Source organism: Croceivirga sp. ABH4_376 (assembly GCF_056160685.1).
In genome coordinates this window covers 33,893-59,719 of the sequence record NZ_JBSWXQ010000008.1, presented here as the reverse complement: position 1 = coordinate 59,719, position 25,827 = coordinate 33,893, and the positions used below count along the sequence as shown (strand labels likewise).

Annotated in this window: 28 protein-coding genes; 8 read left to right on the top strand and 20 right to left on the bottom strand. The window is 36.0% G+C overall.

Annotated features, from left to right (window positions below; all coding sequences use genetic code 11):
* Positions 1-14: 14 nt before the first annotated feature.
* On the bottom strand, positions 15-1,991 hold the full coding sequence (gene ftsH, locus ACXAGS_RS14310) for an ATP-dependent zinc metalloprotease FtsH (RefSeq protein ID WP_474907706.1): 1,977 nt from the start codon (positions 1,989-1,991) through the stop codon (positions 15-17).
* Positions 1,992-1,999: 8 nt separating this feature from the next.
* Entirely contained in the window at positions 2,000-2,374 is a 375-nt protein-coding gene (rsfS, locus tag ACXAGS_RS14305; RefSeq protein ID WP_010519857.1) for a ribosome silencing factor, read from the bottom strand.
* 94 nt (positions 2,375-2,468) lie between these two features.
* On the opposite strand from rsfS, the gene ACXAGS_RS14300 reads away from it, so the two are divergent.
* A complete protein-coding gene (locus ACXAGS_RS14300; RefSeq protein WP_474907704.1) occupies positions 2,469-3,200 on the top strand; it encodes a biotin--[acetyl-CoA-carboxylase] ligase in 732 nt (243 codons plus the stop codon).
* Here ACXAGS_RS14300 and ACXAGS_RS14295 read toward each other — a convergent pair.
* Both ACXAGS_RS14295 and pyrE read right to left on the bottom strand, forming a co-directional pair.
* On the bottom strand, positions 3,194-3,592 hold the full coding sequence (locus ACXAGS_RS14295) for an SRPBCC family protein (RefSeq protein ID WP_474907703.1): 399 nt from the start codon (positions 3,590-3,592) through the stop codon (positions 3,194-3,196). The two genes, ACXAGS_RS14300 and ACXAGS_RS14295, sit on opposite strands and share 7 nt — an antisense overlap.
* Position 3,593: 1 nt before the next feature.
* Positions 3,594-4,238: an orotate phosphoribosyltransferase gene (gene pyrE / locus ACXAGS_RS14290; protein ID WP_474907701.1), complete on the bottom strand. Its 645-nt coding sequence runs from the start codon at positions 4,236-4,238 to the stop codon at positions 3,594-3,596.
* 7 nt (positions 4,239-4,245) lie between these two features.
* Between pyrE and ACXAGS_RS14285 the strand changes: the two genes are divergently transcribed.
* Complete coding sequence (locus tag ACXAGS_RS14285) at positions 4,246-4,839, top strand: NUDIX hydrolase (protein ID WP_474907700.1); 594 nt, start codon at positions 4,246-4,248, stop codon at positions 4,837-4,839.
* Here the strand turns inward: ACXAGS_RS14285 and ACXAGS_RS14280 are convergent.
* From ACXAGS_RS14280 to ACXAGS_RS14260, 5 genes are all read right to left on the bottom strand, one after another.
* Positions 4,828-6,609: a M14 family metallopeptidase gene (locus ACXAGS_RS14280; protein ID WP_474907698.1), complete on the bottom strand. Its 1,782-nt coding sequence runs from the start codon at positions 6,607-6,609 to the stop codon at positions 4,828-4,830. The two genes, ACXAGS_RS14285 and ACXAGS_RS14280, sit on opposite strands and share 12 nt — an antisense overlap.
* A gap of 42 nt (positions 6,610-6,651) precedes the next feature.
* Positions 6,652-7,062: a response regulator gene (locus tag ACXAGS_RS14275; protein ID WP_474907697.1), complete on the bottom strand. Its 411-nt coding sequence runs from the start codon at positions 7,060-7,062 to the stop codon at positions 6,652-6,654.
* A complete protein-coding gene (locus ACXAGS_RS14270; protein WP_474907695.1) occupies positions 7,052-8,827 on the bottom strand; it encodes a PAS domain-containing sensor histidine kinase in 1,776 nt (591 codons plus the stop codon). The genes ACXAGS_RS14275 and ACXAGS_RS14270 overlap by 11 nt, the downstream gene beginning before the upstream one ends.
* A 220-nt stretch (positions 8,828-9,047) precedes the next feature.
* A complete protein-coding gene (gene coaD / locus ACXAGS_RS14265; protein WP_474907694.1) occupies positions 9,048-9,512 on the bottom strand; it encodes a pantetheine-phosphate adenylyltransferase in 465 nt (154 codons plus the stop codon).
* Between the two features lie 34 nt (positions 9,513-9,546).
* On the bottom strand, positions 9,547-10,527 hold the full coding sequence (locus ACXAGS_RS14260; protein ID WP_474907693.1) for a D-alanine--D-alanine ligase: 981 nt from the start codon (positions 10,525-10,527) through the stop codon (positions 9,547-9,549).
* 76 nt (positions 10,528-10,603) lie between these two features.
* Between ACXAGS_RS14260 and ACXAGS_RS14255 the strand changes: the two genes are divergently transcribed.
* The 4 genes from ACXAGS_RS14255 (at position 10,604) to ACXAGS_RS14240 (ending at position 13,478) form a co-directional block, all read left to right on the top strand.
* Complete coding sequence (locus ACXAGS_RS14255) at positions 10,604-11,194, top strand: PASTA domain-containing protein (protein ID WP_474907691.1); 591 nt, start codon at positions 10,604-10,606, stop codon at positions 11,192-11,194.
* On the top strand, positions 11,194-12,222 hold the full coding sequence (locus ACXAGS_RS14250; RefSeq protein WP_474907689.1) for an RluA family pseudouridine synthase: 1,029 nt from the start codon (positions 11,194-11,196) through the stop codon (positions 12,220-12,222). Before ACXAGS_RS14255 ends, ACXAGS_RS14250 begins: the two co-directional genes overlap by 1 nt.
* A gap of 89 nt (positions 12,223-12,311) precedes the next feature.
* Positions 12,312-13,073, top strand: coding sequence for a peroxide stress protein YaaA (yaaA, locus tag ACXAGS_RS14245; protein ID WP_474907688.1), 762 nt, complete (start codon positions 12,312-12,314; stop codon positions 13,071-13,073).
* A gap of 45 nt (positions 13,074-13,118) precedes the next feature.
* Positions 13,119-13,478 (top strand): hypothetical protein, encoded by a 360-nt coding sequence (locus tag ACXAGS_RS14240; RefSeq protein ID WP_474907687.1) that lies wholly within the window; start codon positions 13,119-13,121, stop codon positions 13,476-13,478.
* On the opposite strand, the gene ACXAGS_RS14235 is transcribed toward ACXAGS_RS14240, so the two are convergent.
* Entirely contained in the window at positions 13,479-13,607 is a 129-nt protein-coding gene (locus ACXAGS_RS14235; RefSeq protein ID WP_010519843.1) for a 30S ribosomal protein THX, read from the bottom strand.
* Positions 13,608-13,672: 65 nt separating this feature from the next.
* Between ACXAGS_RS14235 and ACXAGS_RS14230 the strand changes: the two genes are divergently transcribed.
* Together ACXAGS_RS14230 and ACXAGS_RS14225 are read left to right on the top strand one after the other, a co-directional pair.
* A complete protein-coding gene (locus ACXAGS_RS14230; RefSeq protein ID WP_474907685.1) occupies positions 13,673-14,332 on the top strand; it encodes a uracil-DNA glycosylase family protein in 660 nt (219 codons plus the stop codon).
* Between the two features lie 197 nt (positions 14,333-14,529).
* Positions 14,530-17,076, top strand: a complete 2,547-nt coding sequence (locus tag ACXAGS_RS14225) for a phosphoenolpyruvate carboxylase (protein WP_474907761.1) — start codon at positions 14,530-14,532, stop codon at positions 17,074-17,076.
* A 57-nt stretch (positions 17,077-17,133) separates the two neighbouring features.
* On the opposite strand, the gene ACXAGS_RS14220 is transcribed toward ACXAGS_RS14225, so the two are convergent.
* The 10 genes from ACXAGS_RS14220 to ACXAGS_RS14175 form a co-directional block, all read right to left on the bottom strand.
* On the bottom strand, positions 17,134-17,277 hold the full coding sequence (locus ACXAGS_RS14220; RefSeq protein WP_010519840.1) for a hypothetical protein: 144 nt from the start codon (positions 17,275-17,277) through the stop codon (positions 17,134-17,136).
* A 172-nt stretch (positions 17,278-17,449) separates the two neighbouring features.
* Positions 17,450-18,949 (bottom strand): M20/M25/M40 family metallo-hydrolase, encoded by a 1,500-nt coding sequence (locus ACXAGS_RS14215; protein WP_474907683.1) that lies wholly within the window; start codon positions 18,947-18,949, stop codon positions 17,450-17,452.
* A 51-nt stretch (positions 18,950-19,000) separates the two neighbouring features.
* Complete coding sequence (locus ACXAGS_RS14210) at positions 19,001-19,225, bottom strand: hypothetical protein (protein WP_474907682.1); 225 nt, start codon at positions 19,223-19,225, stop codon at positions 19,001-19,003.
* A 1-nt stretch (position 19,226) separates the two neighbouring features.
* The gene (gene trpA / locus ACXAGS_RS14205) at positions 19,227-19,988 is read right to left on the bottom strand and encodes a tryptophan synthase subunit alpha (protein ID WP_474907681.1); all 762 of its coding nucleotides are present in this window, start codon (positions 19,986-19,988) and stop codon (positions 19,227-19,229) included.
* A 74-nt stretch (positions 19,989-20,062) separates the two neighbouring features.
* Positions 20,063-21,244: a tryptophan synthase subunit beta gene (trpB, locus tag ACXAGS_RS14200; RefSeq protein ID WP_474907679.1), complete on the bottom strand. Its 1,182-nt coding sequence runs from the start codon at positions 21,242-21,244 to the stop codon at positions 20,063-20,065.
* Positions 21,225-21,854 carry a phosphoribosylanthranilate isomerase gene (locus tag ACXAGS_RS14195; RefSeq protein WP_474907677.1) on the bottom strand — a complete coding sequence of 210 codons (630 nt, stop codon included), beginning with the start codon at positions 21,852-21,854 and terminating at the stop codon, positions 21,225-21,227. The genes trpB and ACXAGS_RS14195 overlap by 20 nt, the downstream gene beginning before the upstream one ends.
* A 4-nt stretch (positions 21,855-21,858) precedes the next feature.
* Complete coding sequence (gene trpC / locus ACXAGS_RS14190; protein WP_474907676.1) at positions 21,859-22,647, bottom strand: indole-3-glycerol phosphate synthase TrpC; 789 nt, start codon at positions 22,645-22,647, stop codon at positions 21,859-21,861.
* Between the two features lie 95 nt (positions 22,648-22,742).
* Positions 22,743-23,735: an anthranilate phosphoribosyltransferase gene (gene trpD, locus ACXAGS_RS14185; protein WP_474907674.1), complete on the bottom strand. Its 993-nt coding sequence runs from the start codon at positions 23,733-23,735 to the stop codon at positions 22,743-22,745.
* Positions 23,736-23,861: 126 nt separating this feature from the next.
* Entirely contained in the window at positions 23,862-24,425 is a 564-nt protein-coding gene (locus ACXAGS_RS14180) for an anthranilate synthase component II (protein WP_474907672.1), read from the bottom strand.
* A gap of 1 nt (position 24,426) precedes the next feature.
* The gene (locus tag ACXAGS_RS14175; RefSeq protein WP_474907670.1) at positions 24,427-25,827 is read right to left on the bottom strand and encodes an anthranilate synthase component I family protein; all 1,401 of its coding nucleotides are present in this window, start codon (positions 25,825-25,827) and stop codon (positions 24,427-24,429) included.

Genomic DNA, 25,827 nt, shown 5'->3' with positions numbered 1-25,827 from the left:
ATGAATCTAAATTTTTATTCCGGAGCTTGGTCTTCTGCCGGTTTTATTTCTTCAACTTTTACTTCTTCCTCTGCTTTGTCAAAAGGACGTTTACCAAAGATTTTCTCTAAATCGTCTTTAAAAATGACTTCTTTTTCTAACAAACGTTCTGCTAGTTCTGTTAGTTTATCCTTGTTGTCTTCTAATAACTTTATAGCTCTCTGGTATTGCTCCTCGATAATTTTAGAAATTTCCGTATCAATTTTCTGAGCCGTCTCTTCACTATAAGGTTTAGAGAACCCATATTCATTTTGACCGGAAGAATCGTAGTAGGTAATGTTTCCTAAGGTATCGTTCAATCCATAAATAGTAACCATAGCTCTGGCTTGTTTGGTTACTTTTTCCAAATCTGAAAGCGCACCCGTAGATATTTTATTAAACATTACTTTTTCTGCGGCTCTACCGCCCATGGTAGCACACATTTCATCTAACATCTGCTCTGGACGTACAATTAAACGCTCTTCTGGTAAATACCAAGCAGCTCCTAAAGACTGCCCTCTTGGTACTATGGTAACCTTTACCAGTGGAGCGGCATGTTCTGTCATCCAACTTACGGTAGCATGCCCAGCTTCGTGGTAAGCAATAGTTTTCTTTTCTTCTGGTGTAATTATTTTATTCTTCTTCTCTAAGCCACCCACAATACGGTCTACAGCATCTAGAAAATCTTGCTTGGTAACCGCTTTACGTTCTTTACGTGCGGCAATCAAAGCAGCTTCGTTACATACATTGGCAATATCCGCCCCAGAAAAACCCGGAGTTTGTTTAGCCAAGAAATCTAAATCTAGTGTTTCTGCTGTTTTAATAGGTCTTAAGTGTACTTCAAAAATTTCTTTACGCTCACGAATGTCTGGTAGGTCTACATAAATCTGTCTATCAAAACGGCCAGCACGCATTAATGCTTTATCCAACACATCTGCACGGTTGGTTGCTGCCAGTACAATTACATTGGTGTTGGTGCCAAAACCATCCATTTCTGTAAGTAACTGGTTCAATGTGTTTTCACGTTCATCATTAGAACCGGTAAAATTGTTTTTACCACGCGCTCTACCAATAGCGTCTATCTCATCAATGAAAATTATTGCAGGCGATTTATCTTTTGCTTGTTTAAATAAATCTCTAACCCTAGAAGCACCAACACCTACAAACATTTCCACAAAATCTGAACCGGATAAAGAGAAGAACGGTACTTTTGCTTCACCTGCTACTGCCTTGGCCAATAAAGTTTTACCTGTTCCTGGAGGGCCAACCAATAGGGCGCCTTTAGGTATTTTACCACCTAGAGAGGTATATTTGTCCGGATTTCTAAGGAACTCAACAATTTCTTGTACTTCTTCTTTAGCACCTTCTAAACCGGCTACATCTTTAAAAGAAGTTCTAGTATCTGTTTTCTCATCAAACAACTTCGCCTTAGATTTTCCAATATTGAATATTTGACCACCGGCGCCACCAGCACCACCGCCAGACATTCTGCGCATCAGGTAAATCCAAATACCAATGATAAGAACAAACGGAATTAAGGATAAGATAATATCCCCAAATATGTTAGACTCCGTATCAAATTCTACAATTGTGTCTAGGTTATTCTCTTTTTTGATTTCGGTAATTTCATTTTGAAATATTTGTAAATCACCGTAATCTAAAATGTACTGCGGCACCATACCGGTAGAGGGTAGCAAAGATTTTTCAGAAACCCCTTTATGTACATCTTTTTTTAATGCTTCATCCGTTAAAAAGATTTTAGCCTTTCTGGTATTGGTGATAATTACTATTTTACTAATGTCTCCATTACGTAAAAATTCTTGCATTTCTGAGGTCGTCGTTTTTTCCGTATTGGAAAAAGTTGCCGAACCGAAAAATTGAAAGCCCAATATAAGGGCAATGATTACACCATAAATCCACCAAGAACTAAAACGAGGTTTTTTGGGTGTGTTTGAATTATTGTCTTTAGCCATTTTCTTTTTTAATTATAGCTGCTCTCTACTAAGGTTACCTTGGCATCTCCCCAAAGCCCTTCTATATCATAATATTCTCTTACATGTTTCTGGAAAACATGTACAACCACATTCACATAGTCCATTAAAACCCACTCGGCATTATCAGAACCTTCTACGTGCCAAGGCTTATCTTTTAAAGCTTTACTTACGGTTTTTTGAACGGAAGAGACTATAGCGTTCACATGGGTATTGGATGTACCATTGCAAATAACAAAATAATCGCAGACCGTATTTTCAATATCCCTTAAATCCAATAAACTAATATCCAGTCCTTTTACTTCTTCTATCCCAGCAATAATTAAGGCAATAAGTTCATCTGCATTGGTTTTGTTTCCCTGCATCCAATAATTTTAAAATTTTTACAAAGTTATTATTTTTTTGTTTTGTCCAATTGTGTTTTTAACATAACATTGAAACATATTAGGACAACACATTATGCAATTAATCAAACTTGATGCCACTGCTTCTACAAATCTGTATTTAAAAGAGCTCTTAGCAGCTGGTATTACAGAAGATTACACGGTGGTTTGGGCAAAAAACCAAACCAAAGGAAGAGGGCAAATGGGCAACCAGTGGCTTGTGGAGCCCGGTAAAAACTTAACATTTAGTGTGTTAAAGTCAGGTTTAGATTTGGCCCCCGAAGACTTTTTTTATCTTAATATAGTGGTTTCTTTGGCTATTGTTGATGTGTTGAGGAGCATGACAATTGTTCCTATAACCGTGAAATGGCCAAACGACATTATGGCAGGGAATAAGAAGATTTGTGGAATTCTAACAGAAAATCAGTTTAAGGGAGCCGTAATAGATAAGTCAATTATGGGGATTGGTTTAAACGTTAACCAATCTTATTTTGAAGGTATGTCTAACGTTACCTCACTAAAAAAACTTGTTGGTACGGATTTTAATCTAGAAGTGATTTTGGCTGAATTGGTTAAGGCCTTGAAAAGCAAATTTTTAGAGTATCCAAAGCAAAATTATCTAGCGCTTTTGAAAGTCTATGAGCAGCAATTGTTCAGGATAAATAAGGTTTCAGCTTTTGAAGACGGGAAAGGTGAGATTAGTAATGCAATGATACTTGGGGTTGCAAGAAGTGGAAAATTAAAACTCCTTAAAGAAGATGAATCCATAATTCAAATTGCATTTAAGGAGCTTAAATTACTTTATTGACCTATTTTTTCAAGATTATCTGTTAAGGTCTGCATAAAATTGCTAATCGGCTTTTTTATCATCATGGCCATCATAGCATTAAATTCTCCTTCAAAACTTAAACCAACTTCGCTGGTATTTGTGGCAGGTTCTGCTATATCTGCAGTAAGGGTAAACGGAAGTTTATCGCTTGCAGCGCCAAGTACAACTTTTGAGTTAGGTGTTTTTTCTTTAAGCCTTAAAACAATTTCCGGCATTCCTTTTAATGCAAATTTGAAAGTTTGATCATCCAAAACCTCAAATTTATCTATGTTATCTGGCATTAAAATTTTAAAATTTTTTATATCAGAAAGAAATTCGAAAACGGTTTTGTTGTCTTGATTTACGGTTTTCTTAGGTGTTTCTATGTGCATTTTATTCAGTTTTCCATTCAGCTGGGTTCTCCCGCCACTTTAATAATGTTTGTAGTTGTTCTTCTTTAATATAATGGGTATCAGAAGCTTGTTCTATTAGGTGTGCGTAATCGCTCAAGGTATGCAGCTCTAATCCGCTTTCAGAAAAATTATCGGTTGCGGCATTAAATCCGTAAGAAAATATAGCAACCATTCCCTTTACCTCTGCTTTTGCATCCTTCAAGGCTTTTACTGCATTTAGGCTACTTTTACCCGTGCTAATTAAATCTTCTATTACTACAACAGTCTGCCCTGGGTTAAGTTGCCCTTCTATTTGGTTTTGCCTACCATGGGATTTTGGTTCTGGCCTAACGTAAATAAAAGGTAGGCCCAATGCCTCTGCTACCAAGATGCCAATACCAATGGCGCCTGTGGCAACCCCGGCAATAACATCTGGTTTTCCATACAGTTTCTCTACTTGTTTAGCCAACTCTTCGCGCACATAATTGCGTATTTTAGGGTAAGACAAGATTATTCTATTGTCACAATAGATAGGAGATTTCCAGCCAGAAGCCCACGTAAAAGGATTTTCTGGGCTCAATTTAATTGCATTAATTTGCAGCAACAGTTCTGCCGTTTTCTTGGCACTATTTTTATCCAAAATCATAGAGCAAATGTATAAAGTTTTTGTAAATGAGAAACCTCTTTATCTAACAAATAAAAAGCCTCTGGAACAAGAGAACGTCTATGATATTGAAGAAGCGAATCTAAAAAGCCTTTTAGATTCTTTTTTTCATAAAAATAGCTCTGGAGCTTTCCTTTTTGATCCTAAGGGAGACGTGTTGAATACATTTGCTAAAGAGGTTCCTATTGTTTTAGCAGCAGGAGGTGTGGTAAAAAATGGTAAGGACAAGATTTTGTTTATAAAACGAAATAAAAAATGGGATCTGCCAAAGGGTAAATTGGATAAAGGCGAAACCATTGAAGCTGCGGCAATTAGAGAGGTAGAAGAAGAAACCGGAATTAGCGGGCTAGAATTGGGTGATTTTCTTCAGATAACCTATCACGTTTTTTCTAGAAAAGGTAAATACAAGCTCAAAGTTGTTTATTGGTATAAAATGCATTCTACTTTTGATGGTAAACTAGTACCACAACAAGAGGAAGGTATTACCAAAGTTAAATGGAAAGGGGTTCAAAAAGGTAAAAAAGCACTTAAGAATACCTATGAAAATATCAGATTATTATTTGAAGAGAACTCAATTTACTAGACCCTCTAAACTATATAAGTTGTTGGTAATCTTAACTATTGGATACCTTAAATGTGCTTTTTCATAATACTTAGACCTTTTAAAGATAAAATTCAATTGTGCATACCAATTGGAAGCAAAGATGGTATCCGTAGCTTTTTTTTGTTCAAATTCCTTTTTAAGTAAAGTATCCTTTTCAAAAATCTCCAGTGCCGTATCTTCAAAAACATAGGGAGAAAATCCTTCTTTTTGTTGTAAAACGGTGTCAAAGAAATTCCAATTAAAAAAGGAATCAACAGCTATAGGTTCCAATGTTTCTATTATATATCTAAATGCATCTTGTTCCGTAGCAATTAAATAATCACCTTTCTTAACAGGTACCGTATCGTTAATAGTAGCTACGCGGGTATTGTAATGCGGGTAGTGCCCTTCATAAGCAGAACTGTAAGTTTTGTAATCTTCTATGCTATAAACCTCAACTGTTAAGGTGGTGTCTTTTTTTAGCTCTTTTAACTGTACATTGTTTTGTCTTAATCGTTGCAAAACGTCAGTGTAGCTCTTTGGAATAATATAAGCATTTGGTACCTCTACGGTATCTTTTGGTATGTAATTATTCTGGTATTTAATGGTATACGTTTCTGGCTTTGAGCGGTCATATTTTAATCTATTCTTACCGGTAATTGCACTAACAATGGTGTCTGCTTTAAAACCTTTAAATGCTAAGTCTATTGTTTTTGTGGTATCTACCGTCCAATTTAAATAGTAGGTTTTCTGTTCTTTTTGGCTATTAAGAGCTTCCGCTTTTAGTTTTTTAATCTTTTGGTAGTCTTTATCGGTAATGGAAATTAATTGCTCCATTAAGGCATAAGTGCCTTCTACACGTTCTTTATAAGGTTTTAGCATATGGGTTTCTACCATTAGGCCTAAGGTGTTCCAGAGGGTGGTATAACCAGTAGAGTATCTGGGATTGTCTAAAAATTGACTAAAACCAGTTTCTGGTGGTCTATTAAAAACATTTACATAAGGGGTAATGTCCCAGTTTTTGTCCTGTAAACTTTTTTCTAATTGCGATTTTAATTCATTTTCTAAATAGATACCGAGTTCGTTTCCTAATTTATTGTGTTGTGTAAATAAATGTGTTAAGGTATACTGATAATCTGCTCCATTACTTACATGATTGTCTACAAAAACATCTGGTTTTACCATATGAAAAATACTAGCAAATGTTGCGGCATTTTTAGTATCCATTTTTATGAAATCCCTATTTAAATCATAGTTAAGGGCATTGCCTCTAAAGCCGTATGCTAGTGGTCCATTTTGGTTGGCTCTGGAATATGAGTTTCTGTTAAGCATACCACCAATATTGTAGACGGGAATGGCTGTAATTACTGTGTTTTTGGGTGCTTTTAATTTTCCTATTGCCATATCTCTAAAAAGCATCATGGTAGCGTCTATACCATCACTTTCTCCCGGATGAATTCCATTATTTATGAGAAGAATGGCTTTGTCTTCTCTTATTTTACTAAAATTAAAATTAGCATCTGGGTTAAAGGTGACTAAATGTAGTGGTAGGCCGTAATCTGTAGTTCCAATGTTTTGCACATTGATTTCTGCGTAATCTTTTGCTAATCTAAGATAGTAGGAGATTGTTTCGTCATAAGTAGCTGTTTCCAAACCTTTACTTAATTCATACTTTGTAGAAAAATTTAATTTTTCTTTCTCTGGATCTTTTTTACAACTTACAAGAAATAAAGAAGATAAAAATACGCCTAAAAGTACCTTAGAATTCATACAAGCCCCATAAAATGAAGCTGTAAATGTAAGTAATAATAGTTAGGAAGCCATTTCTAATACAGCTAAATCGTTGATGTCTAACTTATGAATAGGTTTGGTTAAATAGTCTATTTGATGCATAGATTTTTTAGCGTACTCTTGCCACTTATTGCGATCTGCAATATCTATTGATGAGGTTATGATTTTTATATTGATTTTTTGGGTAATAGGCAATTCCAAAAAGTTTTCCAAAAACGTCCAACCATCCATAATGGGCATGTTAATGTCCAAGAAAATTAAAGAAGGCAAAGTTCTGCCATCTTTTATTCGGCTTTTAATGGCATCTAGGGCTACAGAGCCGTTACAGAAATCTGTAGGATTAATGTCTTTGGAAATACGTTCTAGTCTCTTTTTTAAGCCAAAAACAGTTATTAAATCGTCATCTATAATGAATACGGAATTATTTTTCATATCCTATAATTATACTAAATGTTGAACCTTTATTCTCTTTGCTTTTAACCGCTAGTTTAGCCCCCATTGCTTCTGCTTGGTTTCTTGCAATAAACAAGCCTATACCTTTTGCTTCGGCATTGTTATGGAATGTTTTATACATGCCAAATAGTTTGTCTTTATGTTGCTTTAAATTTAAGCCTAGGCCATTATCTTCTATATGGATAACTATTTTTCCGTTTTCTTTAGAAGTGTAAGCTCTTATTTGTGGCGTAGTATTGGGACGTCTATATTTTATGGCATTATTAATAAACTGAATTAGAATGTTTTCTAAGTAAATGGGTACAGTTTTTAAGTAAAGGTTTTCCGAAACTTGATTGTTTAATCTGGCCCCGGAAACATCTAACTGATCTTTAAGATGTGTGGCAGCTTTATTGATTAAATCGTGCAGATTAACAATTTCCCTATCTAGTTTTAATTGTTGGTTAATTTCCAACACCTGGTTCAAGTGTTCTAGGGTTTCTGCTAGGTTTGTGGCAGATTCTCCTAGCATTCCCAGTAGATTTTTGGTTTCATCTGGGTCTTCTTCTAAATTTAAAAAATTTAAAAGCATGGTTATGTTAGCGGAATGCGAACGTATATTGTGAGAAACAATATGGGCAAAATCTATAAGCTTGTTATTTTGGACGGTGGTTACCTGTATCAGTTGTTTTAACTCTCTTTCTTTTTGTACAACATCTGATATATCTAAACTAATACCTATGATTCCCTTAATTTCTCCTTTAAGATTTTTAAAAGGAATTTTGGAGGTTAAAAGAGCTAGTTCTTTACCACTATTAAGTTTAGTAATGCTACGTCTGCCAAGAATTGGTCTGCCCGTTTGCATAACTTGAAGGTCTTCTGCCCTAAATCCTTCTGCTATTTCTGCATCAAAAAGTTCAAAATCATCCTTTCCAATAATTTCCTCTTTTGGTAATCCTATGAACTCTTCTTCTTGCTTATTAACAAGTATTTTCCTTGATTGGGTGTCTTTTATAAAAACGCTTGCAGGTAAACTATCTATTAAAGTTTTTAATAAATTTTCATTTTCTTCTATAGTTATTTTAGAGTTAACCTGTTCGGTAATATCCTGTAAGGTGCCTACCAACTTTATTATCTTACCATGGCTATAAATGGGTCTGCAAGCAACATTTAAGTGTTTTTTGTTTCCTTTAGCAGAGGTTATCTTTAGCTTTTCGTGCCAAGTAATCCCAATTTCAGAGCTATTTTTAAATAGCATCTTAACAATGTCTTTTTCTCTATCATTTCGGTAAAATTCTAAAGTGTTTTTTACGGTAGGTTCAAACTCTGGACCAACTTCAAAAATTTCTTTAGCGGTTTGTGACCAGCTAATAGAATAATTATCTATGTCAAACTCCCAAAAACCTACTTTAGATATTTCTGATTGTAAGTTTAATAAGTTGTCTAACTTATCGTATTTAATATCGTTTAGGGTCTTTTGGGTAACATCATCTACTTTATGTATGGTACCAATGGTATTTTGGTTTTCATCAAACCAAGGAGAAAAACTCCACTTAAAGAATGTGTTGTTAGGTCCTCTGGTTATACCTTGCTTACTAATGCCAGATAAACCTTCTGCAATTACTTGTTTCCAATCGTTGCCCGCGTATTTTTTAAGTAATGCGCAAATGGAATGTCCATTTATATTATCAAATTGGAATCCGTGGTATCTTACCCATTCATCGGTTGCTTCAACCAATTTCCCATGACTATCAATTAAAGCCATAGCCAGTGGTAAACTCTTAATGGAGTAAGTGTTTATGCTACCTTTAGTGTTCAATATGTTTGGATTTGCATTCAAATACACAGGAAATTTCCTACAATTATATTAAGTTAATACTTAAAATCTTCTTAATTGTTGTGTATATGCAAAAAAACGATGTTTCTTCTTCTATTTTGTTTATTTTACCTTGAAGAAACGTTAATTATGGTTGAATAGCAGTTACTTATAGTTTACCGGTATATTTTACGGTATCTGGAACCAATCCAGAATAGTCTCCACCGTTACGTATTACATCCCTAACAATTGAACTGCTTATGTAAGATTTGCCAGATGAGGTTAATAAGAACACCGTTTCAATTTCGGATAGTTTTCTATTGGTATGGGCAATTGCTTTTTCAAATTCAAAATCCGCAGGATTTCTAAGTCCCCTTAAAATAAAGCTAGCATCTATTTCTTTACAAAAATCTACGGTTAAACCTTGGTAGGTAAGTACTTTAATACGAGGTTCGTCTTTAAAGGCTTCTTCGATAAATTGTTGGCGTTCTTCTAAAGAGAACATATATTTTTTTTGTGCATTAATACCAATTGCAATTATTAATTCATCAAAGAGTGTAATGCCTCTTTGTATTATATCATAATGGCCTAAGGTAAGTGGGTCAAAAGAACCTGGAAATATTGCGCGTCTCATTTAGTTAAATTGATGTTGGGTTAAAAATAAGGGTTTATTTATTGAACAGTGCATCTTCTATTGCGCTACCAAATAATTCTTCCAAACTAATACCTGCTACCTTTGCTTGTTGGGGTAGTATGCTTTCTTCTGTTAGACCAGGAGTAGTATTAACCTCAAGTAGATGCGGTATGTTGTTTACAAAGATAAATTCACTCCTTGTATACCCTTTTAATTTTAAAACCTTGTAAATTTTAAGTGCTAACTCACTTACGGTTTTCTGTTGTTCTTTAGTTAGCCTTGCAGGCGTTATTTCCTGTGATTTTCCCTGATATTTTGCTTCATAATCAAAAAAGTCATTATCAGATACTATTTCTGTAATAGGTAAGACCATAGCCTCTCCTTTGTATGTAATTACACCAACGGATACTTCTGTACCGTCTAAGAACGATTCAATTATTACTTCATCATCTTCCTGTAATGCATTGTCTATTGCTTGGGGTAATTCTTTTGCCTCATAAACCTTTGAGATACCATAGCTACTTCCGGCTTTATTGGCTTTTACAAAACAAGGCAGGCCTACAACATCTATAATTTTTGAGGTATTGATCTCATCCCCTTTGTTATACGGTAGTGAGGTTGCACAAGGTATACCGTAGGGTTTTAGGGTGCTAAGAAGGTCTCTTTTGTTAAAGGTCAATGCTGCTTGGTAGTAATTGCAGGCAGTTTGTGGTATTCCAATTAATTCTAGGTAGGCTTGTAATAGACCATCTTCCCCAGGTGTGCCATGTATGGCATTAAATACACAATCAAAGCGTACGGTTTTATTCTTAATAGTTAAAGAAAAATCGGCCTTATTAATTTCATTTTCGTTACCAAGTTTATCTATGTAGTACCACTTTTCTGTGGTTAATAATACCGGGTAAACATTGTATTTTTCTTTATTTAAAAATTTGGTAACCACTGAGCCACTCTTTTTTGAAATTTCTTTTTCGCTAGAGTAACCTCCCATTACAATGGCTATATTCTTTTTCATCCTTCACTATTAATGTAAAGCCAAAGTAAATAAAAAAACAGGGCGTTTTTCTATATTTGCCCGTAAACAATTTCCAATGAAGGATTTTTTAAGCTTTCTTAAAAGCAAGACATTTTTAATACAATTGGCTATCGCCGCCATATTGATCGTACTTTTGGTGTTCTTAACCTTAGGATGGTTAAAAAGTACTACCAATCATGGGGAATTTGTAGAGGTTCCAGACTTTTCTAAAATGTCTGTAATGGAGATGAGGAAAACAGCAGAAGATATGGGATTACGCTATGAGGTATTGGACTCTACGGATTACAACCCTGAATATCCCCGTTTTTCTATATTAGAGCAAAACCCGCCTGCTGGATCCAAAGTTAAGCACGACAGAAAAATTTACTTTACCGTAAACCCATCTGGGTATAAGAAAGTTTCTGTTCCACAAATAATACAAGTTACCAGAAGAAACGCTAGCTCAATGTTGCGTGCTGTTGGTCTAGATGTGGAACGGGTTACTTATGTAGATGAAATTGGAAAAGACATGGTCTATCGTATAAAATACAAAGGAAAAGATATAAGCCCTGGCGAAAGACTGCCAAAAACTTCCAAAGTAGAGTTGATTTGTGGTAACGGAACCGTGCCACAAGAAGCCATTATAAAATCTGAATCTTCTCAATAATGGAGACAGAGGCATTTGGTCCGTCTCAAGAAGACGACTTATTTGAGCATCATAAATTTGTGGCATCCAAAGGGCAAGAGCCCTTAAGGGTAGATAAGTTTTTAATGAATTTTATAGAAAACGCTACACGTAATAAAATTCAACAAGCAGCAAAAGATGGTCATATTTGGGTTAACGGAGCCACGGTAAAACAAAACTATAAAGTTAAAGCGGGCGATGTGGTTAAAGTTTTATTTGAGCATCCTCCTTACGAGTATTTACTTACGCCAGAAGACATTCCTTTAGATATTGTTTATGAGGACGATTATCTAATGGTTGTGAACAAACCTGCAGGCATGGTAGTGCACCCGGGTCATGGTAATTACTCTGGTACTTTGGTAAATGCCTTAGTGCATCATTTTGAGTCATTACCTAATAATAGTTCGGGTAGGCCAGGTTTGGTACATCGTATAGATAAAGATACTTCTGGTTTATTGGTGGTTGCCAAAACAGAAGAAGCCATGACTCACTTGGCCAATCAATTTTTTGAAAAAACCTCTAAAAGAGAATATGTTGCCTTGGTTTGGGGAAATATAGAAGAAGACGAAGGAACCATTGAGGGGCACTTGGCTAGAAACCCTAAAAACCGCTTGCAAATGATGGTTTTTCCTGATGGTGACCAAGGGAAAGAGGCGGTAACCCATTTTAAGGTCTTAGAAAGGCTAGGTTATGTTACTTTGGTATCTTGTAAGTTAGAAACAGGAAGAACCCACCAAATACGTGTTCATATGAAATATATTGGGCATACCTTGTTCAACGATGAACGTTATGGCGGAGATAAAATACTCAAAGGAACTACCTTTACCAAGTACAAGCAGTTTGTAGAAAACACCTTTAAAGTATTACCTAGACAGGCATTACATGCCAAAACACTCGGTTTTATACATCCCATTACGGGAAAAGAGCTCAATTTTGATTCTGCAATACCAGAAGATATGGTTGCAGCTATTGAAAAATGGAGAGGTTACAGTCAACATTTAAAAGCATAAGAAAATTTAATTGTACTATTTAAAACAGCATTAGAAGTAACTTTCTAATTGATGGTATATCCGTTATTTTTGATTAAAAATAATTTCCAATGAAAATTGTCATTTCTCCGGCTAAGTCTTTAGATTTTGAATCTAATTTGCCTACTAATCAATACAGTCAACCGCAATTTATAGCAAAGGCAGAAAAATTAAATAAGACTTTGGCCAAGAAAAAGCCAAAAGCTTTAATGGAGTTAATGTCAATATCCGATAATTTGGCGCAATTAAACTGGGAACGAAACCAACAATTTAGTACCCCGTTTACTACAGAAAATGCAAGACCCGCGGTTTTTGCTTTTAATGGAGATGTGTATCAAGGTTTAGACGCTTACAGCTTAAAAGACATTCAGATAGAACAATTACAGGAGAAATTAAGAATACTTTCTGGACTTTATGGAATATTAAAACCATTGGATTTAATACAGCCTTATCGTTTAGAAATGGGTACTCAATTAAAGGTGGGTAGGTGTAAGAATCTCTATGAGTTTTGGAAGAAAGAATTAACCAATCACCTAAACTCAGAACTTGAAGAAGGCGAATTGTTTATAAACCTGGCAAGTAATGAATATTTTAGTGTATTGGATAAAAAAGCATTAAAAGTCCCAGTAATTACCCCAGTTTTTAAAGATTGGAAAAACGATAAATTAAAGGTAATTAGTTTTTTTGCAAAAAAGGCAAGAGGTGCCATGGTACGCTATATTGTAGATAACAAAGTGGAAACCATTGAAGAATTAATGTCTTTTGATTACGATGGTTATGAGTTTAGCCAAGCCCATACTGTTAAAGCTAATGAACCAGTCTTTATTAGATAGAATAAAAATCACGATAAAGCGTTACAAGAATAAAGCGCATTAGGTATGAAAAAGCTATTCTTGTTCCTCATTGTTTTCTCAACAATTAATACTGCTTGTAACGACCGTGATGATAATTTAGAATCTGTAAACATTCGTGTTCAAAACGTTAGTGCAATAAATTTTAATACGGTCACGGTTGGAGACCAGAACCTTATATTTGAAAACATTGCAGCAGATAGCTATTCAGATTATCAAGAGGTGGTTACTGGCTATATGGAGGATATTATTACGGTAGAGGCAGATTCTACTTCTTATACTTACAAACCAGATATGCGCACAGATTCCTTACCTATAGGTTTGTATACCTACAAGTTATCCTTATCCGAAGAAGGGGTTTTGGAAATGGAATTTTTAATTGATTAATTACTTGGCTCTTTCCAACCCAATTTTTTCTTCTGGGGTAGTATGCTTTTTAATTTTTCTTTTACGTCTGGCACCGTAAGATTTGTTGGCTATTTTACCACGCTTACTTTTTACGTCCCCTTTTCCCATAACAGTTTATTTTACTAAAAGGTAATAATTTTTATAACTGCCAGCAAAAGCTATCTTTGATTATTATGTTTTTGCACACCCATCCGTATCCACCCTATTTATTCCCTGGAGTAGAAAAATTAATCGTAGGCACTTTGCCACCTCCAAGGTTTACACTAAAACAATTTAAAGAAGGCGATGTTGATTTCTGTTATGGAAGTAGAGACGGTCAGCTATGGCCAATACTAGACCGTATTTTTAATTTAAAATTACTTTACGAAACCACAGAAGCAGCCATTGCCCAACGCAAACTTTTTTTAAGGAGTAGAAATATTGGCATCTGTGATATTGTAGATTGTGCAGAAAGAGAAAAAGTAGATGCGTCCGATTTAGGTATGCAGAAGGTAAAACTTAGGAATATATTTGGGTATTTAGAGCAATATCCCACCATACATACTTTATTATTTACCGGAGGTAACAGTAAAAATGGGCCAGAATATTTTTTTAGAAAATTAGCCAAGGCACATTCGGTCACTTACCGGGCAATAGAAACTTCGGTGCCAAGAATTCATCAATTTACCCATCCTAAAACCAATAAAATAATTTCTACAATTAGTTTAACCGCACCCAGCGGTGCAGCAAATAGGGCTGTAGGTAGTTTAATGGAATACAAAAGGCTAAAATCTGAAAACCCAGATTTTAATACTTTGGATTTTAGGGTTAGGCAATACAAGCCTTTTTTCTAATTTCATTTTTTAATCAGAACATACATTATTCTTTAAATGTATTAGGCAAAGGAATGGTTAGGTTTATAACCCATACTTATTTTGTTAGGTTTGTATATGGGTCAATATAAAATGTGATAGGAGTATTATCAGTAGTTTTCTAGCACTATATTCCCGAGATTTGAAATTCATCTAGAAAAAAGAGCTTAATGAACAAAATGCAACAAGTAAAACGTTTGGCAGAGTTTAAAAAGTCTGTCACCAATAGGTACAACATCTATAATAGTTTGTTCCTTAGTCTGCCCTATGCAGATATGGAAAACGTTGCCACCTTGGTTCCTTTATTATTTGAGCAATGCGAAAAAGGTTTAAATGCTGGTAAAAAACCAGAAGAAATATTAGAGAACTTCTTTACAGGCGTAGCAGGTATAAAAGACGAGAAACAGCGCATAGATTTCATGTTTCGAATTATACAATACGTAGAACGCCAAGTGGTTCTGTATGATAGTGTAGAAGATGCCGCATTTCCAAAATTGCAAAAATATACCAACTCACTAGGAATCAAGGATTATTTTGAATTGGTAGACCAAAATAAAAATTGGGATAAGATTTCTAAAAAGCTCTCTACTTTTAGTGCAAGGATTGTATTAACAGCACACCCAACCCAATTTTATACTCCGGCGGTTTTGGATATTATTTCAGAACTAAGAAGAATGATAGAGGATAACCGTATCAACGATATTGATACCACCTTGCAGCAGCTAGGTTTAACTTCTTTGGTCAATTCTAGAAAACCAACCCCTCTAGACGAAGCAAAAAACATTATCCACATTCTAAGGAATACGTATTACGATGCAATAGGAGATTTATTCCTGGACATTAAACGTAATATTAGGGACGAGAAATTTGATAATTACGACATTATAAAGCTTGGATTTTGGCCCGGAGGAGACCGTGACGGGAATCCATATGTTACAGAAGATATTACTAAAAAAGTAGCAGACGAGTTACGACTTACCCTAATGAAGTGCTACTACAATGATATTAAGGCGCTGCGTAAAAAGTTAACTTTTAGAGGCTTGTCTGAGCCATTGGGATTATTGAGCGATAAGCTTTACAAGGCTATGTTCCAAACAGAGTTTTTGGTTTCTTATGAAGAGATAATAGAAAGCTTGGAGCAGGTAAAAGAAATCTTGGTGGCAGATTACCATGGTCTGTATTTAGAAGATTTGAACAATATGATTGACAAAGTGCATATTTTTAAAGTGCATTTTGCAACCTTGGATATTCGCCAAGATCATAGTAAACATTATTTAACGGTTACCGAGGTGCTTAAAAAGCAAGGTGTAATTAAAGATAATTTAGAAGAATTATCCCAGGAGGAGTTAATAGATTGCCTGCTAAATAAAGACATAAAGGTTAACGCTACAGACTTTGATGAAGATATTGTGGTACAAACCTTAACCAATATTTCTAGATTAAAAGAAATACAAAGAAGAAACGGTGAGGCTGGTTGTAACCGTTATATCATTAGTAATAGTGAAGATATCTATTCGGTACTTTTTGTATTTGGCTTATTTAGATGGTGTGGTTGGAAAACTGAAGACATTACTTTTGATATTGTTCCGCTCTTCGAGACCATGAAAGGTATGGAGGCTGCAGAAGAAGTAATGCAAGCGTTATTTGATATACCAATGTACAAAGAACACCTAGCACGTAGAAAAGACGTACATACTATTATGTTGGGCTTCTCTGATGGTACCAAAGATGGTGGGTATTTAAAAGCCAATTGGTCTATTTTAAAAACAAAGGAAACCCTAAGCAAAGTATGTAAAAAGAATGGTATTAAAGCTATTTTCTTTGATGGTAGGGGCGGACCACCAGCACGTGGTGGTGGTAAAACACATCGTTTTTATGCTGCACAGACCAAAGACGTTGCCAACCATGAGATACAACTAACCGTACAAGGGCAAACTATTACTAGTACATTTGGTACCAAAGAGCAGTTTAAACATAACGCGGAGCAATTGCTTACTGCAGGCTTAAGCAACAACTTGTTTGGTAAAGAGCATAAGATTTCTGGAGAGCAACGTAGGTTAATAGAAAAGCTTTCCAAATTAAGTTTTGATAAGTACGATGCGCTAAAACAGCATGAAAAGTTTATTCCGTATTTGGAGCATAGAAGTACTTTAAAATATTACACTAAGGCAAACATTGGTAGTAGACCAGGTAAGCGTGGTAATAAAAAGCAATTAACGTTATCTGACCTTAGGGCGATTTCTTTTGTAGGTTCTTGGAGCCAATTAAAGCAAAATGTACCCGGTTACTTTGGTTTAGGTACTGCCATTGCCCAGCTAAAAGAGGAAGGTAAGATGAACGAGGTGAAAAAACTATTTAAAGAAGTGCCTTTCTTTAGAGCTCTAATGATGAATAGTATGATGTCTTTAGCAAAAACCAATTTCAATTTAACTAGTTACATGAAGGAGGATAAGGAGTTCGGTGATTTTTGGAAGATTCTATACCAAGAGTTTGAACTGTCTAAAAAGATGCTATTGCAAATTTCTGGACATAAGATTCTGATGGAAGACGAAGCTGTCTCTAGGGAATCTGTTAAGATTAGAGAAAAAATTGTGTTGCCATTATTGGTAATTCAGCAGAATGCACTTTTCCACATTACCAAAGATTCTGAGTTTAAAGAGTTGTATGAGAAGATAGTTACCCGTAGTCTCTATGGTAACATTAACGCCAGTAGAAACTCGGCCTAAAGAATAAAAAAAGCCCTTGAAAATCAGGGGCTTTTTTATGTTTAAAAAGAATTGTAATTATCCTTTGTTCTGCTGTTTTTTAACGGTATCCTCATCAATATCAAAATCATTGGTTTTAATATTGGTATTCCCAGTTGGATTGGTAGGATTCGTTTGTTCTACTTTTCGTTTAAATTTCTTTTTATCTTCAATGATTCCCATAGTATTTTTTTTAATTAATAACTATTGAGAATATACTGAATGCTGGAGCCAAACTCCGTTAAGAGCCTTTTAAAACTATGTTATTGGATGTTAATGCGTTACTAGTTATTGTTTTACCGTTAATAATGGGCTAAAACCAAGGCCAAAGAGATAGTCTCATAAAATAACAGCATTACTTCAAAGGTGTGCTTAGTATGTTGTAAAAAGCACGGATTCCATAGGCAAGTTGTCCAATTTTTAAATTTTCATTTGGGCTATGCTGATTGTTATCCGGATTCACCATAGGAACAATAAAAGCAGGAATCTTTAATTCGTTTATAAATGGAGAAATAGGCACCGTACCACCCATTATACGGATTTGTACCACATCTTGCTCAAAGGTGTTTTTTAATGTGTTAGCCAAGAAAACTCCGTAAGGATTGTCTAAATCCGTTCGGAAAGCATCGGTTACGCCACGTTCGGTAATGGTTATTAATTTGTCAAATTGTAAACGCTCTGTTTTTGTGGGTCCATGGTCCAATACCTTAAAGCCTTGTTTTGTTATGTGTTCTTTAACTAGCTTTTTTAATCGGTTGCCATCACTTTCTGGAACCAAACGTAAGTCTAATTCTGCCGTAGCGCTTTCTGGTACAATGGTTCTGGCAGCATCCCCTGTCCATCCAGAGCTTAGGCCACGAACGTTTAAACTAGGAAACTGTAACGATTCTTGGTAATAACTCCCTACTTTTTCTGATGTTTTAAATTGAAGTTTTTCTTTGATTACGGCATCGTCATCCGGAACTTTTTTCAATACCGCTTGTATATCATCATTTATAAAAATGCCATCATAATATCCGGGTATAGTTACTTTTCCATCTATATCCTTCATACTTGCCAATAAATGTGCCAACTGAAATCCAGGATTGGGCGCATAGTTACCATAATGTCCACTATGTTTGGGTTTTATTGGCCCATAGGTGGTTAAACTTAAGGTGGTAATACCCCTACAACCGTATACCATAGTAGGTAGGCCAGAGCCATGGCTTGGACCATCTGAAATTACCAAAAAATCTGCGGCTAACAATTCTCTATATTGTTTTACCGCATTAGGCAGGCTTTTGCTACCTTTTTCTTCTTCACTATCTAAAATAACTTTAATGTTGTATGGAAATTCCTTGTCGTCCTTTTTAAGTAAATCCAACGCATGTAAGAACATCACTATAGGTCCTTTATCATCGGAGGTGGAGCGGCCAAATAGGCGCCAATCATAGTTTATATCATCATTTAGCGCAGAAAAATCAACCGTTTCAAAACCATCCGCGACCGGTTTTTTTAAAACTGTTTTATACGGATTTGGTTGGTCCCATTTGCTTGCATCTATCCCTTGCCCATCTAAGTGCATGTAGAATAATATTGTGGTTTTGCCGTCTTTCATTGGAGTGTTGGCAAAAAATAGGGGTAGACCTTCTGTATCTAAGATAGCCGAATTGAATCCGCGTTTATCAAACTGCTTTTTTAACCAGAATAAGTTGTTGTCTATATCGTCTGGGTTTAGGGCATCATTGGGTATGGCCACAAATTCACGTAAATCTGTAATGGCAAGGGCAACCTCAGATTTTACTTTTGTAGAATCTTGGGCAGCTAATGTTGATGAAACCCCAATGACGAGTATGGCTAAAATAGTTTTGAACATGAAGAATAAATTGGTTAGTGAAAAATATCTCAAATTGTAACCTTATCCAATTTATCCTGACTTTTTCTTTACAATAGTAAGTACAATTCTTCTTAGGAGTAACAAAAAGGGAAATCCGTGGAACAGAATATCAAACCAATCCATATATTTCATGCCAATACCCCCGCCTACAACCCATCTAATTTTACCCCAAAGATGTGGTTCAGGAAAAAATGGGGCTAGCCCAAGCGTTAAGCATAGGAGTAATAGAATACGGTAATCGTCAATCCATTTCATATTACCTAATCCCCTTTACAAACGAATCAATGTTAGCTGTGCCGTGCGCAGTTAAATGTTTTATGAAAGCCGAGCCAATTATTGCTCCTTTAGCCTTAGCAGTAGCTGCTGTAAATGTTTCGTTATTGCTTATGCCAAAGCCAACTACTTGGGGGTTTTTAAGGTTTAAGCCATCAATGCGCTCAAAATATTCTGTTTGTTCGTTTCCAAATCCGCTTTTGGCACCCGTGGTACTGGCAGAACTTACCATATAGATAAATCCTTCAGAAGCTGCATCTATCTGGCGTATTCTAGCTTCACTGGTTTGTGGGGTAATTAAGAACACATTAATTAAGCCGTGAGCTTTAAAAATTGCTTCATATTCTTTTAAGTACACATCCAAAGGTAAATCAGGGAGTATCAGTCCATCAATCCCCAACTCCTCACATTTTTTACAGAAGGCTTCTACGCCGTATTGTAGAACTGGGTTAAAATAGCCCATAATGATTAACGGAATAGAAACGGTTTTTCTAATATCTTTTAGCTGCTCAAAGAGTTTAGCGGTGGTCATGCCATTTTTAAGTGCAGCAGTAGAGCTTTCTTGTATGGTAGGGCCATCTGCTAAGGGATCGCTAAACGGTAATCCAATTTCTATCATGTCTACCCCAGCTTTTTCCAATTCTTCAATAACGGTCACGGTATTTTCCAATTTTGGATAGCCAGCGGTAAAATATATAGAGAGTAACTTTTGGTCTTCTTGTAATTTTTGATTTATTCTATTCATCTAAAATAGTATTAGGTAAAAAGTGATGTGCTGTAAATCTTAAGTCGTTGTACACGAAATTTTAGCGCGTTGCACTATAGTTTAAAGTAATCTATATACGTCTGTAAATCCTTATCACCCCTTCCAGATAAACTAATGACCACTACATCATCGGGTTTAAAGGTTTTATACTTGAATAAGGCCAATGCGTGCGAAGTTTCTATAGCAGGAATAATACCTTCTAGTTGGGTTAATTCTAAGCCCGCTTCCATAGCCTCATCATCCGTAGCCGAGAAAAATTCGCCACGCCCAGATTTGTACAAATGCGAATGCAGTGGCCCAACCCCAGGATAATCCAAACCGGCAGATATAGAGTAAGGCTCTGTAATTTGTCCGTCTTCTGTTTGCATTAATAGTGTTTTGCAACCATGGATGATGCCTTCTTTACCTAATTTAGAAGTAGCGGCACTTTCGCCAGAATTTACGCCTTTACCAGCAGCTTCTACAGCTACAATACCTACTTCTTCCTCATCTAAAAAATGATAATACGTACCAGCAGCATTACTACCACCACCTATACAAGCAACTACATAGTCTGGAAGTTCACGTCCTTCTTTTTCTTTTAATTGCCATTTTATTTCTTCTGATATTACCGACTGAAATCTGGTAACCATATCTGGGTATGGGTGAGGACCAATAGCAGAACCAATGATGTAATGGGTGTCTACAGGGTTGTTAATCCAATCCCTGATAGCTTCATTGGTGGCATCTTTTAAGGTTCTACTACCAGATAATGCAGGTTTTACCGTAGCACCCAGCATTTTCATTCTGGCTACGTTGGGTGCCTGTCTGGCAATGTCAATTTCTCCCATGTACACCACACAATCTATGCCCATTAAGGCACAAACCGTGGCGGTAGCTACGCCATGTTGGCCAGCACCGGTTTCTGCAATGATGCGTTTTTTACCCAGTTTTTTGGCCATTAAAATCTGACCTATGGTATTGTTTACTTTGTGTGCCCCCGTATGGTTTAAATCTTCCCTTTTTAGATAAACCTTACAGTTGTATTTTTCTGATAAACGATTGGCGAAATACAATGGACTAGGACGGCCCACGTAGTCTTTCAAAAGTTGATGAAATTCTTTTTGAAAATCATCTTCGTACATCAACTTTAAATAATTTTGGCGTAATTCTTCTACGTTTGGGTAGAGCATTTCTGGAATAAATGCGCCGCCAAAATCCCCGTAATATCCGCGGTCATCTACGTGATACTTCATCGTCAATTCTTTTTTTAAATGCTATTAGTTTTTCAATGTCTTTTTTTCCTGGTTTGGTTTCAAACCTACTGTTTACATCTATGGCGTAACAGTATTTGGCCTCTGGCCGATATAAAAAGGTCAATACTTCATCTATATTCTCTAAACCGATACCACCACTTAAAAAATAGGGTTTGGTAGACGGGTAGTTTTCTAAAACTTCCCAATCAAATGTGTATCCGTTGCCGCCAGGATTTTTTCCTTTGGTATCAAAAAGGTAATAGTCGCACACGTCCTCGTATGGTTTCAATACAGAAAAATCAAAGCTATCTGCAATGCCAAATACCTTAATTACTTTTATGTTGAGGTTTCTTATTTGCGCACACAATTCTGGTGATTCTTGACCGTGCAATTGCACCATTTGCAACCCATGTAGGCTAACTTTTTGTAAGATTTCTTCAATCGATGCATTTACAAATACCCCTACTTTATCAATTTTTCTAGTGATAGTTGGGATAACCCCAACAAGATTACGTGGCGATTTTTCGTAAAAAATAAAACCCATGTAATCTGGCGCTATCGCCGCTACTTCCTTAGGGTTGTATTTCATTCCGCAAACCTTCAGCTTCATACCCTTAAACCTTTTGCAAAGCATTAATAAAATCAAGAGCGCTTTGCCCCGGATTATCAGTTTTCATAAAATTTTCACCTATTAAGAAACCTTGGTAACCGTATTGTTTTAGCTCGTTAATGGCAGTTGCGGAACTAATACCACTTTCAGAGACTTTTACAAAATCTTCTGGTATTTGTGTAGCTAGCGTTTTACTGGTTTCCAGACTAACCTCAAAGGTTTTTAGGTTACGGTTATTTACACCCAACATATCTAAACTAGGCATGATGGATTTTTGTAATTCTTCTTCATTATGAACTTCTAGCAATACGTCCATTCCTAAACTTTTTGCAAGTTCTGAAAGCGATTTAATTTCTTTTTGAGATAGAACCGCCGCTATCAAAAGAATAACGTCTGCGCCGTATGCTTTAGCTTCTAAAACCTGATACTCGTCTATCATAAATTCTTTGCGAAGCAATGGCATAGAAACGCAGGCCCTAGCCAATAACAAATCTTCTATAGACCCACCAAAGTATTTAATATCCGTAAGGACACTAATACCACACATACCAGCATTTTCATAACCTTTAGCTACCATACCTACGTTGGTGTTTTGGTTTATGGTCTGCTTGCTGGGCGAACGCCTTTTGTGTTCTGCAATAATACCAGATTGGCTATTTCTTAAGGCCGTAGACAAGGATGCACCAGTTCTATTAAAAAGAATTGATTTTTCTAATTGAGAAGCGGGAATCAACCCTTTTTTTAAATCGACTTCCTTTCTTTTGTCAGCAACTATTTTATCTAGAATGTTCATGTTTTCTTTATGTATTTCTTCTTTTTCTATGGACGAAAAAGAATTTTAGAATCTAGCTTTATTAAACAATCATTAAAAGCATCAACCAGTAATCACTAATTACTTAATGACCTTAACTTGTTTAGAGCCAAAAGACCCTTTCCGTTTAAAAGCGATTCCTTTGCTTTTTCAAAACCTTCTTTAGGAGTGCAATTCTCTACCGTAGCAATGGCAACACCTGCGTTGGCACATACTACATTATTTTGTGCTTCTGTACCTTTACCGTTAAGGATATTTAAGAATATTTGAGCGGAGTCCGCAACATCTTCCCCACCAACAATTTCCGAAGCATTTACCGCTTTTATGCCAAAATCAACCGGTTCTAGCATGCTTTCCGTACCGTTAGAAATGGTCTTTGTAGCACCTGTTAAACTTATTTCGTCATAACCATCTAACGCATGCAATACCGTAAAATTCTTATCTGTATTCTGATATAAATAACCGTACATACGGGCCAGCTCTAGGTTAAAAACCCCAACCATCTGGTTTTTAGGAAAAGCAGGATTTACCATGGGCCCCAACATATTAAAAAAGGTTTTAACGGCTAATTCTTTTCGGATTGGTCCCACATTTTTCATCGCTGGATGAAATAAAGGAGCATGGAGTACACAAATACCGGCTTCGTCCATAGATTTCTTAAGAAAATCGGCTTCATTACTGAATTTAATGCCCAAAAACTCCATAACGTTACTACTACCACATTTAGAAGAAACGCCATAATTACCATGTTTGGTTACGTGTATACCCGCGCCAGCCGTAACAAAAGAAGCTAGGGTAGAGATGTTAAAAGTGTCTTTGCCATCGCCTCCTGTACCACAAAGGTCTATAGGATTGTAATCGCTTAAATCTACCGCAACGCACAATTCTAGTAAGGCGTCTCTAAATCCTTCTAATTCTTCTATGGTGATGCTACGCATCATGTACACGGTTAGGAATGCCGCTATCTGACTGGTGTTATAATCGCCCTTAGCAATATTTACCAAGATTTGTTTGGCATCGTCCTTAGAAAGGATTTCGTGATTAATTAATCTATTTAGTGTCTCTTTCATTTCCTTATCTTTTATTTCCGCCAGGGCGGAACTTGCATAAAGCTAATTCTTCAATTAGGTGTCAAAATATGGAGTTGTTTACTCCTGCTTAATGACAATTTTTTGTTTGCGGTTTTTACCAAATTATCAACCAGCTAACCAGTTCTTCAACATTTCTTTACCTTCTGGAGTAAGTACCGATTCTGGGTGAAATTGAACCCCTCTTACATCATGGGTTTTATGTTTTAGGGACATAATTTGACCGTTTTCGTCAAAAGAGGTGGCTTCCAAACAATCTGGTAATTCTTTACCCACAACCCAGGAGTGGTACCTGCCAACTTGTATTTTCTTTGGTAATCCCTTAAAAATGTAGTCCTCTCCAGTAATTTCTATTTCCGTAGCAATGCCATGGTATACTTGGTCTAGGTTTACTAGGCTACCACCATAAACTTCGCCAATGGCCTGTTGCCCCAAACACACTCCAAATATTTTTTTGGTTGCTCCGTAAGTTTCAATAATTGGTTTTAATAAACCTGCTTCTTCCGGAATACCGGGTCCTGGAGAAAGCACTATTAACTCATAAGCGGCAACCTCTTCTAAGGTTAGTTGGTCGTTTCGTTTTACAACAACTTCGCAATCCAATTCTTCTAGATAGTGTACTAGGTTATAGGTAAAACTATCGTAATTATCAATCATTAATACTTTCTTCATCTTAGATAGTTTCTGCAATTTCTAAGGCTTTGTTTAAAGCACCAAGTTTGTTGTATGTTTCTTGTAATTCGTCATCTGGGTTAGAGGCTGCAACCAAGCCAGCACCGGCCTGGTAATACAATTCGTGATTTTTACTTAGGAAAGTTCTAATCATAATTGCATGATTAAAGTTGCCACTAAAGTCCATGAATCCTATAGCACCGCCATAATACCCTCTACTCGTTTTCTCGTACTTTTCTATAAGCTGCATGGCCATATGTTTAGGAGCGCCACTAAGTGTACCTGCAGGGAATGTATCTGCCACTATTTTTAAGGTTGGTATGTCCTCTTTTTTCATTCCAGTAACTTTGGAAACTAAATGGATTACGTGAGAGAAGTATTGTACCTCTCTATAGGTATCTACATTTACCGTATTGCCATTTCTGCTTAAATCATTACGGGCCAAATCTACCAACATTACATGCTCGCTATTTTCCTTATCGTCCGCGGCTAATTTTTTGGCCAGTTCCGCATCTCTTTCATCGTTTCCGGTACGTTTATATGTGCCAGCTATGGGGTGAATTTCTGCTTTACCGTCTTTAACAATTAACTGTGCCTCTGGGCTACTTCCAAATATTTTAAAATCGCCATAATCAAAAAAGAATAGGTACGGAGACGGATTGATGGAGCGTAGGGCGCGGTATACATTAAACTCATCTCCCTTAAATTTTTGGGTAAATCTTCTAGATAAAACCAATTGAAAAACATCTCCTCTTTGGCAATGTTTTTTGGCTATTTCTACATGCTTTTTGTACTCAACATCTTCCAAATTGGAAATAGGAGCACCAACCCGATTAAAATTGTACGAAGCAAAAGTTCTAATGTTAAACAAACGCTCAATCTCTTCTAAGTTATTTTCAGATTCGTAACAATGAGCAAATAAATAAGCTTCGTTCTTAAAGTGGTTAATGGCAATGATATTCTGGTATACCGCATAGTAGATATCTGGGATATTTACAGAATTGTCTTTTTTTCTAAGCTCTAAGTCTTCAAAATATCTTACAGCGTCATACGCCATAAAGCCAAAAAGCCCGTTGGTTATAAATTTAAAATCGTGCTCTGGCGCCTTAAAACTTTTTGCAAACGAATCTACTTCTGCCACTACATCCGTTTCTGGAGTGATATTGGTTACGGAAATAGTGCCATCAGGATATTGTTTTTCTAGCACTTCGTTTTCTACCTTAATATGTGCAATGGGGTTGCAGCAGATGTAAGAAAAGCTATTGTCGTTAGCATGGTAGTCACTACTTTCTAATAATATGCTATTAGGAAATTTATCCCTAATTTTTAAATACACACTAACTGGCGTAATGGTATCTGCCAGTATTTGCTTAAAGTGTGTTTTAAGTTCAAATTGTTTCAT